We start from the raw sequence: 15,396 nt of genomic DNA, 5'->3' as shown, positions 1-15,396 counted from the left end.
TTTTTTGGACGTTTAGCAGAGAATCCGGCACAATTTGAAGTTGACAAGAATTTTATTTTCGAGTATAATATTTCTCAGTATTTGAATGGGAGAGCAGGATCCAACATGGAAAAGCAGCATTACAGCATCGCGATCGACGGCCCCGGCGGCGCAGGAAAGAGCACCATTGCGCGCAGAGCCGCGGCGGAGCTTGGCTTTGTCTATGTCGATACCGGCGCGATCTACCGCGCGGTGGCCTGCGCGGCCCTTTCCCGCGGCATCGATCCGTCGGACGAGGCTGCCGTTTCAGCCCTGCTGCCGTCGCTGCAGCTCGAGCTCCGCTGGACGGAGGACGGCGTGCAGCACGTCTGGCTGAACAGAGCCGATATTTCCTCCGAGCTCCGCACGCCCGCAGTCTCCACGGCGGCCTCCCGCGTTTCGGCCCTGCCGGTCGTGCGTCAGTTCCTGCTGGAGCAGCAGCGCGTGGTCGCCCGCACGCATGACGTGATCATGGACGGGCGCGACATCGGCACGGTCGTTCTGCCGGATGCCGATGTGAAGATCTTTCTGTCCGCCTCGCCGGAGGTGCGCGCGCGCCGCCGCTGGCTCGAGCTGCAGGAGAAGGGCGCGCCGGATACCTATGAGGCCGTCCTTGCCGATCTGATCGCCCGCGATGAACGGGATTCCAACCGCGCCATTGCGCCGCTCCGCCCCGCGGATGACGCCGTGCTGCTCGATACCTCCGGCATGACGCTGCAGGAGAGCATCGACGCGATCTTAAAGCTCATTCGGAAGAAGGTCACAGTATGAGCGGTTTTCCGCAGAAATTCTACCACGCAGTCTTCTGGCCCATCCGCATCCTCATGGGCTTCGCGCATCCGATCGTCCATGTCCGCGGTCTTGAAAATATTCCGGACGGCCCCGCCGTCATCTGCTGCAATCACAGCTCGTTTTCCGACGCGATCTGGGTGATCGTCTGCTCTCATCAGAAGCGCATTTTCCGCACGATGGCAAAAAAAGAGCTGTTTTCGCACCGCGTGCTCGGCTGGTTCATTACAAAGCTCGGCGCTTTCCCGGTCGACCGCGAGGCCAACGATATCCATGCCGTGAAAACGGCGCTCGGCGTGCTGCGCGAGGGGGACAAGCTCCTCATCTTCCCGGAGGGAACGCGCGTGCGCGAGGGCGATGTTTCCCACCCGCATGTCGGCGCCGTGACGTTCGCCTGCCGGACGGACGCGCCGATCGTTCCGGTGTTCCTGACGCGCAAGAAGCGCTTCTGGGCGCCCCTGACACTCGTGTTCGGCGAAGCCTATCATCCGCAGTTTGAGGGTCGCCGCCCGTCGTCCGATGAGCTCGAGCACCTGACGCAGGAAATGATGGATAAGTGCTATGCACTCGGAGGCATGCAATGTCCGTCCGCGTAGCTGCTTCGGCCGGGTTCTGTTTCGGGGTCGACCGCGCGGTCGGTCTGGTGGAGCAGACCGTGCGCGAAGGAAAGCGCGCCGTCACGCTCGGGCCGATCATCCATAACCACCACGTCGTGCAGCATTTTGCCGCGCTCGGCGTGCGGGAGATCGCCTCTCCCGAGGAGGTCCCGGCGGGAAGCGCCGTCATCATCCGCTCGCACGGCGTCTCGCGCGCCGTCTATGAAGCGCTGCAGGCGCGCGGGCTGGAGATCATCGATGCAACATGCCCGTTCGTCAGCCGCATCCACCGTATCGTACAGGAGGCTGAGGCAAACGGCCGCCAGCCGCTCATCATCGGCACACCGGAGCACCCGGAGGTCGTGGCCATCGCAGGCTGGTGCAGGCATCCGCTCGTCTTCCCGGACGGCGAAGCCCTGCAGAAATGGCTCGATGACGACCCAAAACGACACGATCTGCCATTTACCATGGTCTCACAGACCACAAGTACGCAGTTTTTATGGGATTCCTGCAAGAAAATCGCAAAAAAAGTGTGTACAAATCTTGAGTTTTTTGATACAATATGCAAAGCGACCGAAAATCGACAGGCAGAAGCCGCTGCGCTGGCTGCGCAGTGCGACGCCATGATCGTGGTCGGCGACCGGAAAAGTTCCAACACCGGGCGTCTGGCGCATATCTGCGCCGCGCATTGCCCGCAGGTCTTCCTTGTGGACAACGCGTCAGAGCTGGATCTGCCGAAGCTTCGGCAGGCCGGAACCATTGGCATCACAGCAGGAGCTTCGACGCCTGCGTGGATAATAAAGGAGGTCAACCACACTATGAGCGAAATCAATACTACCGTTGATGCAGCTGCGGAGGAGAGCTTTGAGGAGCTTCTCGGCCAGGGCATCAAGACTTTAAATACAGGAGATAAGGTGCTTGGCACTGTTACCGCAATCGGAAACACCGAGATCCAGGTAGACCTGGACACGAAGCATGCCGGTTACATTCCGTATGACGAAGTCAGCGCAGATCCTACCGTCAAGGCGGAGGATATCCTCAAGGTCGGCGACGAGATCGAGGTTTTCGTCGTTCGCGTCAACGATCAGGAGGGCACCGTGCAGCTCAGCAAGAAGAAGCTGGACGGCATGAAGGTCTGGGACGACGTTGAGGCCGCTGCCGAGAACAAGGACACGGTCGAGGGCGTTATCACCGAAGAGAACAAGGGCGGCCTCGTGGCCAATGTGAAGGGCGTTCGCGTCTTCATCCCGGCTTCTCAGACCGGTATCCCCAAGGGCGGCGACATGTCCGCGTTGAAGGGCCAGACCGTCAAGATGAAGATCACCGAGTTCAACCGCGCCCGCCGCAGAGTCGTCGGCTCCATCCGCATGGTCAATGCTGAGGCCCGTAAGGCTGCCGTTGAGAAGCTCTGGAGCGAGATCGAGGTCGGCAAGAAGTATCTGGGCACCGTCAAGTCCCTGACTTCCTACGGCGCGTTCGTCGACATCGGCGGTGTGGACGGCATGGTCCATATCTCCGAGCTGTCCTGGGGCCACATCCGCACGCCGGGTGAGGTCGTGAAGCCCGGTGATCAGATCGAAGTCTTCGTTCTGAAGTTCGATCCGGAGAAGAAGAAGATCTCCCTCGGCTACAAGACTCCGGAGATGAATCCGTGGAACCAGTTCCTCGCGAAGTACTCCGTTGGCGATGTCGTCACCGTGAAGATTGTCAAGCTGGTCGACTTCGGCGCCTTTGCCGAGATCATGCCCGGCGTTGACGGCCTGATCCACATCTCCCAGATCTCTGACCATCGTGTCGAGAAGGCTTCCGACGCCCTGCAGGAGGGCCAGGAGGTCGAGGCGAAGATCATCGACGTCGACACCGACCGCAAGCGCATCTCTCTGTCCATCCGCGCTCTGCTCGTTCCGCAGAACGACGAGGACTAAATTATTCCAATATCGCATTATATTTGGTGGAGCAGGTTTGCCTGCTCCACTTTTTTTCAATCGGGAAAGCCCTTCGGCCTTTCCCGGCAAAGGGATGCAGTCCGCTGCGCGCACGGCTGTCCGCTTTTGCGAACGAGCCGCACACTGACGGACTGAGCTGTATTTTCTCCGACGTACACGCCGCCGGAGAAAATGATTCCACTTGATTCGCCGCCTGCGGGCGGCGAACTCTGCGAGACTTTCGGACAATACAGGCTAAGCAGGTGAGCCTGCTCCACTTTTTTTCGTTTTGACGGAGAAAGACATGGATAATTAACCACGATATGCATCTTTTATGAGCCAACCGTGCGTGGAATATGCAGCTATCTCTGTGCAAAATAGACAAAAGTATAAGTTTTCTGTCCACATAGCAAAAACAAATGTACCAAAAAGAGAAGCCCTGTATTCCAGCTTCTTCCAACCGACGCTTGACGAATGCATGCGCATATGCTACACTACAAACGTACCACGAGCGGCCTTGCGCCCTCGGGGCATTCAAATTCCTGCCGGTGAGGAAGCCGGTCGGAAAATACTTTCAAAACAAAACCAGGGGTGGCATTATGATTCAACTTCATGAGAACAGCATCTATCTCGTAGACGGCCGTCCGGAGGAGAAGGCGTCCATTCCCCAAAACGAAGCGAGAAAGCAGACCATGGCATGGCAGATCCTGCAGGCGCACAACACGTCCGGCGACCCGGAGCGCCTGAAGATCCGCTTTGATGCCATGGTTTCGCACGACATCACCTATGTCGGTATTATCCAGCAGGCGCGCGCCTCGGGCATGAAGGAATTCCCGATCCCGTATGCGCTGACGAACTGCCATAACAGCCTCTGCGCAGTCGGCGGCACCATCAACGAGGACGACCATGTCTTCGGCCTGTCCGCCGCGAAGAAGTATGGCGGCATCTATGTGCCCGCCAACCAGAGCGTCATCCATTCCTATGCCCGTGAAGAGCTCGCGCGCTGCGGCGCGATGATCCTCGGCTCGGACTCCCATACGCGCTACGGCGCGCTCGGCACGATGGCAGTCGGCGAGGGCGGTCCGGAGCTTGCCAAGCAGCTGCTCAAGAACACCTGGGACGTCAACATGCCCAAGGTCGTTCTCGTATACATGACCGGTGCGCCGCGCCGCGGCGTCGGCCCGCACGACGTTGCCATTTCTCTTGTGAAGGAAACGTTCGCCAGCGGTTTTGTCAACAACTGCGTGCTGGAGTTCTGCGGCCCCGGCATCGCAAATCTGCCCATCGATTTCCGCAACGGCATCGACGTCATGACGACGGAGACGACCTGCCTGTCCTCCATCTGGGAGACGGACGAGATCACGCGCGGCTTCTTTGAGACGCACGGCCGCCCGCAGGACTATGCAGAGCTGCATCCGGGCAGAGAAGCCTGGTATGACAAGATGATCACCATCGAGCTGGACAAGGTCGAGCCGATGATCGCCCTGCCGTTCCATCCTTCGAACGCCTATCCCATCCGGGAATTTCTTGCCAATGCGAAAGAGCTGCTGGAGAAGGTCGAGCAGGATGCTGCCCGCCGCTTCCCGAAGGCCCATGTCAAGCTGACCGACAAGCTGCATGACGGCGGCGTCTGGGCAGATCAGGGCGTGATCGCGGGCTGCAGCGGCGGCCTGTTCGACAATATCACCGAGGCTGCCGACATTCTGCGCGGCGGCTCGACCGGCAACGGCGAATTCAGCCTGAACGTCTATCCGACGAGCGTCCCCGTTTCGCTTGCGCTCACGCGCAACGGCGCGACGGCACAGCTGCTCGAGGCCGGCGCGGTCATCAAGCCGAGCTTCTGCGGCCCGTGCTTCGGCGCAGGCGACGTCCCCGCCAACAACGGCCTGTCTCTGCGCCATACGACGCGCAACTTCCCGAACCGCGAGGGCTCGAAGCCCGGCGAGGGCCAGTTCGCCGCCGTGTGCCTCATGGACGCGCGCTCCATCGCCGCAACGGCTGCCAACGGTGGCCGCATCACGCCCGCGACGGACATGGACTATGTTGCGGAGCCGCAGCCCTATCACTTCGACCGTGCGGTCTATGACAACCGCATTTACTACGGCTTCGGCAAGGCCGATCCCTCCGTTGAGCTCGTCATGGGCCCGAACATCACCGACTGGCCGAAGATGTACCCGCTGACAGAGAACCTGCTCGTCGAGCTGGCCGCCGTCATCCACGACCCGGTCACGACGACCGATGAGCTCATCCCGTCCGGCGAGACGTCGTCCTACCGTTCGAATCCGCTGCGTCTGGCCGAGTTTACGCTCAGCCGCCGCGTGCCGGAATATGTCGGCCATGCGAAGGACATCGCCGCGCAGGAGGCCGAGCGGCGCGAGGGCAAGCTGCCGGAGCACCTGAAGGCTGTTCTGTCCGCCGTCGGCGACGCTGCCGCACTGGCCGGAACGACGCAGTTCGGCTCCGCCGTCTTCGCCAACAAGCCCGGCGACGGCTCTGCCCGCGAGCAGGCCGCCTCCTGTCAGAAGGTCCTGGGCGGCTTCGCCAACATCTGCTACAGCTATGCGACGAAGCGCTATCGTTCGAACTGCATCAACTGGGGCATCCTGCCGTTCACGATCGACGAGGGCACCCCGTTTGACTATGCCGACGGCGACTGCGTATTCGTCCCGGACGTCCGCCGCGCCGTGGAGGAGGCCCGCGAGGATATCCCCGCGAAGGTCATCCGCAAGGACGGCTCTGTCGAGGACCTGATGCTGCATATCCGCGGCCTGACGCAGGATGAGCGCGAGATCATTCTGGACGGCTGCCTGATGAATTATTACGCCGCGCGCATCGCGGACTGAATCCATAACATTCATAACTGACAGGAGGAGCAACAGCGTGGAAAAGATCAAAATGACGACCCCTCTGGTGGAGATGGACGGCGACGAGATGACCCGTGTCCTTTGGAAGATGATCAAGGACGAACTCATCCTGCCCTTTGTGGAGCTGAAGACCGAGTATTATGACCTCGGCCTGCTGCACCGCAACGAGACGAAGGATCAGGTGACGGTCGAGGCCGCCAACGCCACCCGCCGCCTCGGCGTGGCCGTCAAATGCGCCACCATCACGCCGAACAAGCAGCGCATGGTGGAGTATCCGCAGCTCACCGAAATGTGGAAGAGCCCGAACGGCACGATCCGCTCCATTCTGGACGGCACCGTGTTCCGCACGCCCATCTGCATCGACACCATCCATCCCGTCGTAAAGAACTGGAAAAAGCCCATCACCATCGCCCGTCACGCCTATGGCGACGTGTATAAGTCGGTCGACCTCTACACGACCGAGCCCGGCTCCGCCACGCTGACGTTCGTCGGCGAGAGCGGCGAGAAGAAGGAGCTTCTCGTGCAGAAGGTCGACGGTCCCGCCGTCTGGCAGGCCGCCCACAACAAGGAAAAGAGCATCCGCTCGTTTGCGCGCTCCTGCTTCCAGTATGCCATTGATACGAAGCAGGATCTGTGGTTCTCCACGAAGGACACCATCGCCAAGATCTATGACGGCGAGTTCAAGAAGGTCTTTGAGGAGGAGTTCGAGCACTACCGCGCGAAGTTCGAGGAGCTCGGCATTACCTACTTCTACACCCTCATCGACGACGCCGTTGCCCGCGTCATCCGCAGCGAGGGCGGCTTCATCTGGGCCTGCAAGAACTATGACGGCGACGTCATGAGCGACATGGTCTCCACGGCCTTCGGCAGCCTTGCCATGATGACGTCCGTGCTTGTCTCGCCGGACGGCACGACGGAGTATGAGGCCGCTCACGGCACCGTGACAAAGCACTATTACCGCCATCTGCGCGGCGAGGAGACCTCCACGAACCCGATGGCGACCATCTTCGCCTGGACGGGCGCCCTGCGCAAGCGCGGCCAGCTCGACGGCCTGACGGAGCTGGAGCAGTTTGCCGACAAGCTCGAACAGGCCTGCTTCACGACCCTGAATCAGGGCACGATGACGAAGGATCTGGTCGGCCTCGTGGACGAGGGCGTGCAGGCGCATGCCGTAACGTCCGCAGCGTTCCTCGCCGCCGTCCGCGGTAATCTCGAAGCCAGTCTCTGACCGGCTCATGCAGGAGGGTTATGCAATGGATTTGCACAAAGCAGCCACGGCGGGCACCATGGAGTCCAATGACATCATGGTCACGCTGGAGCCGGCGGAGGCCGGCGGCATTCAGATCGATCTGACCAGCAATGTTCTGCAGCAATTCGGCGCACAGATCCGCAGCGTCATCACGGAAACGCTCACGGAATACGGCGTGGAAAACGCCGCCGTGACCGCTGTTGACAAGGGCGCACTGGACTGCACCATCCGCGCGCGGGTCACGGCCGCGCTGTTCCGCAGCGCCGGCTCTGCCGCGTATCGTTGGGAGGTCAAGTGATGTATATCAAAGACAGACTGCGCCGCAGTATGATGTTCGTTCCCGGCAATAACCCCGGCATGATCCGCGACGCGCACATCTATGGCGCGGACAGCATCATGTTCGACCTCGAGGACTCCGTGGCCTACACGGAGAAGGACGCCGCGCGTCTGCTCGTCTACAATGCGCTGCGCTCCCTGAATTTCGGCTCGCGTGAGACCGTCGTCCGTATCAACGATCTTTCGAGCGGCCTCGGCATCGAGGACCTCGAGGCCGTCGTGCGCGCCGGTGTGCAGGTCGTCCGCCTGCCGAAGACCGACTCCGCACAGGACGTGATCGACTGTGAGCGCGAGATCGCCCGCATCGAGCGCGAGTCCGGCATCCCCGTCGGCACGACCGGCATGATGGCAGCTATTGAGAGCGCAAACGGCGTTCTGAACGCGGCCGAGATCGCCCGCGCCAGCAACCGTCTCATCGGCATCGCCCTCGGTGCGGAGGACTACGTCACCGATCTGAAGACGACCCGCTCTGACGGCATCGAGCTGCTGTTTGCCCGGTGCATGATTCTGAATGCGGCCCGCGCCGCCGGGATCGCCGCGCTGGACACCGTCTATTCCGACGTCAACAATGAGGAGGGCTTCCTCGCCGAGGCAATGCTCATCAAGAAGCTCGGCTTCGACGGCAAGTCCGTCATCAACCCGCGGCAGATCGAGCCGCTGCACCGCGTCTTCATGCCCAGCGAGAAAGATCTGAACAAAGCGCGCCTCATCATGGCCGCCATTGAGGAGGCCAACGCCCGCGGCAGCGGCGTCGCCAGCCTCAAGGGCAAGATGATCGACAAGCCGGTCGTCACCCGCGCGCGCCGCCTGCTCGACCTCTATGAGGCGGGCAGCAAGATCGATGAAGTGGAGGAGATTTGACATGCCGGACCTGCATCAAATTCCGCATCTGGACGAGATCGCGCACCACGGAGAATATCACGGCGTGGGCAAGCGCGTCACCGAGACGTTTGCCGACCGCTATCACCACCAGAACAAGGTCGTCCCCTCGCTGGAGGATGCCATTCGCCTGACGGGCCTGCGCGCCGGCATGACCATCAGCTTCCACCACCATTTCCGCAACGGCGACCATATCGTCAATATGGTGCTCGATAAGCTTGCAGAAATGGGCTTCCACGATCTTAAGCTTGCAGCTTCGTCGCTTTCAGCCATTCACGCTCCGCTCATCCGCCACATTCAGAACGGCGTTATCACGCACATCGAAACGTCCGGTATGCGCGGCGAGCTGGCGGAGGCCGTCTCCCGCGGCCTGATGGATTGCCCGGTCGTGTTCCGCTCTCACGGCGGGCGCGCCTCTGCCATCCGCACGGGTGAGCTGCACATCGACGTCGCCTTCCTCGGCGCGCCGTCGTGCGACCCCTACGGCAATGCCAACGGCTACAGCCGCGATGACGACGAGGGCATTGCCTGCGGCTCGCTGGGCTACGCCCGCCCGGACGCTGCCTATGCCGACGAGGTCGTGATCATCACGAACCATCTCGTCGCCTATCCGAACGCCCCCTGGGCCATTCCGGAGGACGAGGTCGACTACGTCGTCGTCACGGACGACATCGGCGACCCAAAGGGCATCATGTCCGGCGCAACGCGCTACACGAAGGACCCGAAGGAGCTGCTCATCGCCCGCAATGCCGCCAATGTTATCGACGCGGCGGGCTACCTCTACGACGGCTTCTCCATGCAGATGGGCTCCGGCGGTGCTTCGCTCGCCACGGCGCGTTTCCTCCGCCAGAAGATGCTCGACCGCGGCATCCACTGCAGGTTCGCCCTCGGCGGCATCACCGGCCAGATCACGGCCATGCACGAGGAGGGCCTCATCGACCGCATCCTCGACGTGCAGAGCTTTGATCTCGATGCGGCCAAGTCCCTGAAAAATAACCACTTCCACCATCAGATCGGCGCAACGTATTACGCGAGCTATCTCGTGGATTCCGCCGTCGATCAGCTGGACTTTGTTGTGCTCTCTGCGCTGGAGATCGACACTGACTTCAATGTCAACGTTCTGACCGGATCGGACGGCGTCATCCGCGGCGCTATCGGCGGCCACCCCGACACGGCCGAGGGCGCGAGCCTGTCCGTCGTTGTCGCTCCGCTGACGCGCGGCCGTATCCCGACCATCGTGAAGCACGTCAACACGGTCGTCACGCCCGGCGACGCCGTGGACGTCGTCGTGACGGATCATGGCATTGCCGTCAATCCGCGCCGCCCCGACGTGAAGGAGAAGCTTGAGAAGGCCGGGCTGCACGTCTTTACCATCGAGCAGCTCCAGCAGCGCGCCGAAAAGATCGTCGGCGTGCCGGAGCCGATCCGCTATAAGGACCGCGTCGTCGGCGTCGTGATGTATCGCGACAATACGATCATCGACGTCATCCGCCAGATCGACGAGGATGCCTGATCTGCTGCTTTGCACCGCTGTCCCGCCCGGTCTGCAGGCTGCCCATGCGCGCCTGTTGACCGGGGCCGGGCTGCGGCTCGAGGAGGCGGGGGAGTGCACGGCGCTGCTGCTGGCAGACGACGGTGCGCTCCTCGCCTGCGGCACCCGCAGCGGCAAGGTCCTGCGCCAGATCGCCGTCTCGCCGGAGGCCGAGGGCGGCGGAGCCTGTGCCGAGGTCGTTTCGGCCCTGCTGCAGGATGCCACAGCCCACGGCGTGCCGCACCCATTTCTGTTTACCGCGCCGGGAAAGAGCGGCCTGTTCCGTTCACTCGGCTTTACGCCGCTGGCGCAGACGCCGGACATGCTGATGATGGAGCATGGCCGCGGTGGACTGCGCCGTTTTCTGTCCGGTATTGCGGTCGGGCCGGAGCGGCCCGTCGGCTGCATCGTCTGCCATGCCAACCCGTTCACGCTGGGGCACCGGCATCTCATTGCCTATGCCGCCGCGCGCTGCGCGCAGGTCCTTGTCTTTGTCCTCAGCGACACGGACAGCCTGTTCCCACCGGAGCTGCGCCTGCGGCTGGTGCGCGAGGGGACTGCCGATCTGCCGAATGTCCGGGCCTATCCCGGCGGCGACTATCTCATCAGCCCCGCGACGTTCCCGGCCTATTTCCTCAAGGATCAGGCCCGCGCGCCGGAGGCAAAATGCGATCTCGACCTGACGCTGTTCGGCAGCGCGATCGCGCCCGCGCTCCATATCACGGAGCGCTTTGTCGGTCAGGAGCCGACGTGCGCCGTCACGGCACAGTATAACCGCCGTATGCAGGCCATTCTGCCCGCCTATGGCATCCACGTTACGGAGATCCCGCGTCTGAACGCGATCTCCGCCACCACAGTCCGTGCGCGCCTGCAGGAGGGCGATCTCGCCGCCGTGCGCGCGCTGGTCCCGAAAACGACCTATGAAGCCTGTCGAAGTCTCTTTGGAGCAGGTGCTCCTTGCCCGTGAAAACCGGGCCGGGCGGCAGCAGCGGCTGCTTGCGCAGTATGGCCTGCCGCTCGTTTCGTTTACGATGAATATGGCAGGGCCTGTCAAGGATACGCCGCTGTCGCGCTTTGCCTTTCAGGCAGGCGTCGCCGCCCTTACAAAACGCCTCGGCGGACCGGTTTCATGCTGCCTGACGGAAGCCGTGACCGGCTGCGAAGCCCTGCTGGTATATGACCGCCCGGCGCAGGCGCTCAAGGACGTCTGTATGGAGCTGGAGTCGACGGAGGTCGGGCGGCTCTATGATCTGGATGTGCTGGATGCCGCGGGAGAAAAGCTCTCGCGGCCCGAAATGCGCCGCTGCCTCGTCTGCGGCGGACCCGTTGCGGCCTGCTCCCGCAGCCGCGCGCATGGGCTGAAAGCTATCTGCACCGAGACGACCCGCAGGCTCGCAGAATTCGCCTGCACAACGCTCGGCAATTTGGCGGCGGATGCCCTTCGCGAGGAGGCGGCGCTTTCCCCGAAGCCCGGCCTTGTCGACGCACGCACGAATGGCGCACACACGGATATGGACCTTCTGCTCATGCTCCGCAGCGCAGAGACGCTCCGGCCGTGGTTTTGCCGGATGGTCCGCCTCGGGCTGGACGGTGCTGCACCGCTGCAGCTGCAGAGTGCAGGGCGGCAGGCAGAGGCAGAGATGCTGCAGGCGACCGACGGCGTGAACACGCACAAGGGCGCGCTGTATGCGCTCTCGCTGCTGCTGGCGGCGATGGGCAGGCATCTGAGCGGCGCGCAGGAGTCCATATTTTCGCTTGCCGCAGCCGATGCCGCAGCGCTGGCTCCGCCTGTCGGAACGCATGGCTCGCAGGTCCGGCGGCGCTACGGCCGCCCCGGCGCGCGTGAGGAGGCCATGGATGGCTTTCCTTCGCTGCAGGCCCTGCTGCAGGCCACGCGCAGCCAGCCGCCGCTCGGTGTGCTGCTGTGGAGCATGGCGCATCTGTCTGACAGCAACCTGCTCTACCGCGGCGGAGAGGCCGGTCTGGCCTTTGCGCAAAATGAAGCGGAGCGCATTCTCCGGCTCCCGCCGGCGCAGTGGGAGGCCGAGCTCACGGCACTGGACGCCGAAATGACGCGCCGCAACCTCAGCCCCGGCGGCAGCGCCGATCTGCTGGCCTTGACGCTGTTTTTCCGCAGTCTGGATTTCTGGACAGAGCTGTCCGTATAAAAATCGCTCCCTTCCCGCATTTCCGGGAGGGGAGCGTTTGTTTCGGGATCAGTTTTTGCCGAGGTAACGGTCGCAGACATGGCGGGCATTCTCGGCTGTTTTGGCCTCATCGATGCCGGTCAGTTTGCCGTGCGCGACGGTGATGCAGCCGTTGACCACGGTGTAATCCACCGGGGCGCGCAGGCCGACCGTGCCGAAGACGTTTTTGGGATCATAGCACGCGCCGACGAGCTCGAGCCGCCGAGAATCGACGAGGAACAGGTCCGCGCACTTGCCGACCGCAAGACAGCCGATGTCCTCACGCCCGAGCAGGGAGGCGGAGCCGCGCGTGGCGAGCTTCAGCACGTCGTAGCCGCTCGGCGCAGCGGCAGAGCAATGCAGGCGATGGAGCAGATAGCAGATGCGGATCTCCTCGAGCAGATCGGAGCCGTCCTGTGAGGCCGAGCCGTCGACGGCAAGGCCGACGTGGATGCCGCGCTGCAGCATCTCGGGGATGCGCGCCACGCCGGAGGAGAGCTTCATGTTGGAAACGGGGCAGTGCGCCACGCCCGTTCCGGTCTCTGCGAGAAGGTCGAGCTCCGCGTCTGTAAAATGGATGCCGTGCGCGAACCAGACGTCCGGGCCGACCCAGCCGAGCGACTCGAGATAGGCGAGGGGACGCAGGCCGTAGCGGTCAAGCGTGTAGCGCTCCTCGTCCTTCGTCTCGGCAAGGTGTGTGTGCAGGCGGACATGATACTGCCGCGCCAGCTTCGCACTCTGCAGCAGCAGCTCGCGTGAAACGGAGAACGGCGAGCACGGAGCCAGCGCGATCTGCCGCATGGAGCCATAGGACGGATCGTGCCAGCGCTCGATCAGCGCGGCGCTGTCCTCCAGAATGGCGTCCACGCTCTGCACGACGCTGTCGGGCGGCAGGCCGCCGTCCTTCACGGACAGGTCCATGCTGCCGCGCGAGGCGACCATGCGCATGCCGAGCTCGTCGGCCGCCGCAAACTGCGCGCCGAGCAGATCACCGCACCCGACAGGGAAGACATAGTGGTGATCGAAGCAGGTCGTGCAGCCGTTTTTCATCAGCTCGCCCATGCCGGTCAGCGAAGAAGCGTGCACGACCTCGGTATCGAGGTTTTTCCAGATCTCATAGAGCGCCTTGAGCCAGGGGAACAGTTCAAGATTCTGTACCTCCGGCAGATTGCGCGAGAACTGCTGATAAAGATGGTGGTGCGTATTGATGAGGCCGGGATAGCACAGCAGATGGGAGCCGTCCAGCACTTCGTCGGCCTGAACGGCAAGATCAGGGCCGATGGCGCGGATACGTCCGTCCTCGCAGTACAGGTCGACGTGCCGGAGCACGCTGTCCGCATCGTCGCAGGTGACCACGGTGTCAAGATCGCGAATGAGCAGGGAAGCCATGCGGGTTCCTCCTTTGTCCGGCGCGGGATGCGCCGCCTTTTCTCTTATTCTAGCATAGTTTGAAGATAAAGCCAATGCTGATTTGAAGCGGAATCGAAAGAAACTTCCAGCCAGGTTGATTTCCCTTGTCCTGTACGTAAAAGCATGCTATAATGAAAGAAAAGCACCGCATAATTCAGCAAGAGAACTCCGAGAAATTTTTTGTCGAGACAAGGCTTGAAAGGTGTGGATGTACTTTGTGTACCTCAACCTTATCAAGCCGATGGATCGGCGAAAAATATCCGGCGTAGGCTGAAGCTGCAATTGTGCAGTGTTGGTAAAGTAAAAAACCACGGAGGCACCATGAGAGTTCTTGCCATTGACTACGGCGACGCCCGGACGGGGATCGCCATTTCCGATGCGAGCGGCAGCATCGTCGGCCGCACGACCGTCATCCACAGCCGCCGCCCGCAGCAGACAGCGGAAGCCATTGCCGCGCTTGTGCAGGAGAGCGGCGCGGAGCGGCTCGTGATGGGATTCCCGCGCAATATGGACGGCACGGAGGGCCCGCGCGCGGCGCTGTACCGCGAGATGGCCGCCACGATCCAGGCTGCCTGCGGCATGGAGGTCGTGCTCTGGGACGAACGGCGGACGACTGTCGAAGCACACCAGATCCTGAGCGACTGCAATTATCACGGGAAAAAGCGCAAAAATACCGTCGACGCCGTCGCCGCCTCGCTGATCCTCGAGGGCTATCTGGCGTTCTTATCGCGCTGCTGACGGAAAAACAGCTCGCGCAGGCCGGTGAGCAGCAGGAAGCCGCCGAACAGGCGGCGCAGCAGCGAGACGTCCAGCCCCGTGGCGATCCATGCGGCGATCGCCGCAGTCACGCAGCCGCCCAATGCGGCCGGGAGCACGATATCCCAGCGGATCAGCTTGTTGCGGATATGAAAGATCAGGGCGCAGACAGCGGACGGCAGGAAATACAGCAGGTTGATGCCCTGCGCCGTCTGCTGCGGGAGGGCTGCAACGCCGGTCATCCAGACCATGAGCAGCGTGCCGCCGCCGATGCCGAGGCCGGAGAGCAGGCCGCAGACTGCGCCTGCGAGAGCTGCGGCCCACCACGCACTCATCGCAGCAGGAGGCGCAGTCCGCCCCAAACGATCAGCGCGCCGAGCGCGCGGTGCAGCCACACGGCGGACAGGCGGCGCAGCAGGAGTCCTGCCGCGATGCCGCCCAGCGCGCCGCCCGCAAGATAGGGGAGGGCCGCAGTCAAGAATTCACCGCCGCGCAGCCAGTAGACAACAAGAGAAACGACGGACAGCGGCAGCATCGTGCAGACGCTGCAGGCAAAGGCCTCATGCTCCCGCAGATCGGTCAGGCGATGGAGCAGGGGAAGCAGCAGCATGCCGCCCCCGGCGCCGAATAAACCGTTTACTGCCCCGGCCGCCGCGCCGGTCAGCCCGGCCCGAAGCCATGTTCCTCGTTTCTGCATTCGCGATCCCTCCGGATGATTCAAATCGGGACAGAAAAAGCCCGCAACGGAAGTGTTTCCGCTGCGGGCTGGTTTTATGTGCGTTTATACTAGAATCTGATAAAAAGCTTTAAAAGCTTTTTATAGCGCCGAGGGCGCGTCAGATTCTGCATGAGACGGC

14 protein-coding genes are annotated in these 15,396 nt (G+C 62.4%); 11 read left to right on the top strand and 3 right to left on the bottom strand.

Translation table 11 applies throughout. The features are described 5' to 3' along the window. Positions 1 to 105 precede the first annotated feature (105 nt). The 10 genes from cmk (at position 106) to citX (ending at position 12,355) form a co-directional block, all read left to right on the top strand. The gene (gene cmk, locus WMO66_RS05865) at positions 106 to 789 is read left to right on the top strand and encodes a (d)CMP kinase (RefSeq protein WP_349135459.1); all 684 of its coding nucleotides are present in this window, start codon (positions 106 to 108) and stop codon (positions 787 to 789) included. After that, positions 786 to 1,403, top strand: a complete 618-nt coding sequence (locus WMO66_RS05860; protein ID WP_349135458.1) for a lysophospholipid acyltransferase family protein — start codon at positions 786 to 788, stop codon at positions 1,401 to 1,403. Before cmk ends, WMO66_RS05860 begins: the two co-directional genes overlap by 4 nt. Further along, on the top strand, positions 1,388 to 3,328 hold the full coding sequence (locus WMO66_RS05855) for a bifunctional 4-hydroxy-3-methylbut-2-enyl diphosphate reductase/30S ribosomal protein S1 (RefSeq protein ID WP_349135457.1): 1,941 nt from the start codon (positions 1,388 to 1,390) through the stop codon (positions 3,326 to 3,328). Before WMO66_RS05860 ends, WMO66_RS05855 begins: the two co-directional genes overlap by 16 nt. A gap of 599 nt (positions 3,329 to 3,927) precedes the next feature. Continuing rightward, positions 3,928 to 6,171, top strand: coding sequence for a hydratase (locus tag WMO66_RS05850; protein WP_349135456.1), 2,244 nt, complete (start codon positions 3,928 to 3,930; stop codon positions 6,169 to 6,171). A 37-nt stretch (positions 6,172 to 6,208) separates the two neighbouring features. Then, positions 6,209 to 7,420: an NADP-dependent isocitrate dehydrogenase gene (locus WMO66_RS05845; RefSeq protein ID WP_349135455.1), complete on the top strand. Its 1,212-nt coding sequence runs from the start codon at positions 6,209 to 6,211 to the stop codon at positions 7,418 to 7,420. Between the two features lie 25 nt (positions 7,421 to 7,445). Beyond that, the gene (gene citD / locus WMO66_RS05840) at positions 7,446 to 7,739 is read left to right on the top strand and encodes a citrate lyase acyl carrier protein (protein ID WP_349135454.1); all 294 of its coding nucleotides are present in this window, start codon (positions 7,446 to 7,448) and stop codon (positions 7,737 to 7,739) included. Beyond that, positions 7,739 to 8,638: a citrate (pro-3S)-lyase subunit beta gene (gene citE / locus WMO66_RS05835; protein WP_349135453.1), complete on the top strand. Its 900-nt coding sequence runs from the start codon at positions 7,739 to 7,741 to the stop codon at positions 8,636 to 8,638. The genes citD and citE overlap by 1 nt, the downstream gene beginning before the upstream one ends. Position 8,639: 1 nt before the next feature. Beyond that, positions 8,640 to 10,169: a citrate lyase subunit alpha gene (gene citF, locus WMO66_RS05830; RefSeq protein ID WP_349135452.1), complete on the top strand. Its 1,530-nt coding sequence runs from the start codon at positions 8,640 to 8,642 to the stop codon at positions 10,167 to 10,169. Continuing rightward, positions 10,162 to 11,154 (top strand): [citrate (pro-3S)-lyase] ligase, encoded by a 993-nt coding sequence (locus tag WMO66_RS05825; RefSeq protein WP_349135451.1) that lies wholly within the window; start codon positions 10,162 to 10,164, stop codon positions 11,152 to 11,154. The genes citF and WMO66_RS05825 overlap by 8 nt, the downstream gene beginning before the upstream one ends. Next, positions 11,108 to 12,355 (top strand): citrate lyase holo-[acyl-carrier protein] synthase, encoded by a 1,248-nt coding sequence (gene citX / locus WMO66_RS05820; RefSeq protein WP_349135450.1) that lies wholly within the window; start codon positions 11,108 to 11,110, stop codon positions 12,353 to 12,355. Before WMO66_RS05825 ends, citX begins: the two co-directional genes overlap by 47 nt. 48 nt (positions 12,356 to 12,403) lie before the next feature. On the opposite strand, the gene WMO66_RS05815 is transcribed toward citX, so the two are convergent. Then, complete coding sequence (locus tag WMO66_RS05815; RefSeq protein WP_349135449.1) at positions 12,404 to 13,762, bottom strand: 8-oxoguanine deaminase; 1,359 nt, start codon at positions 13,760 to 13,762, stop codon at positions 12,404 to 12,406. 342 nt (positions 13,763 to 14,104) lie between these two features. Here WMO66_RS05815 and ruvX point away from each other — a divergent pair, with 342 nt between their 5' ends. After that, positions 14,105 to 14,521: a Holliday junction resolvase RuvX gene (gene ruvX / locus WMO66_RS05810; protein ID WP_349135448.1), complete on the top strand. Its 417-nt coding sequence runs from the start codon at positions 14,105 to 14,107 to the stop codon at positions 14,519 to 14,521. Here ruvX and WMO66_RS05805 read toward each other — a convergent pair. Next, positions 14,494 to 14,874, bottom strand: a complete 381-nt coding sequence (locus WMO66_RS05805) for a TSUP family transporter (RefSeq protein ID WP_349135447.1) — start codon at positions 14,872 to 14,874, stop codon at positions 14,494 to 14,496. The genes ruvX and WMO66_RS05805 overlap by 28 nt on opposite strands. After that, the gene (locus WMO66_RS05800) at positions 14,871 to 15,236 is read right to left on the bottom strand and encodes a TSUP family transporter (protein ID WP_349135446.1); all 366 of its coding nucleotides are present in this window, start codon (positions 15,234 to 15,236) and stop codon (positions 14,871 to 14,873) included. The genes WMO66_RS05805 and WMO66_RS05800 overlap by 4 nt, the downstream gene beginning before the upstream one ends. Positions 15,237 to 15,396 lie beyond the last annotated feature (160 nt).

The sequence above is a fragment of the Faecousia intestinalis genome (assembly GCF_040096185.1).
Lineage (GTDB): Bacteria > Bacillota > Clostridia > Oscillospirales > Oscillospiraceae > JAZOXB01.
Note: the sequence above shows the minus strand (reverse complement) of the source record. Positions and strands in the feature narration are given on the sequence as shown.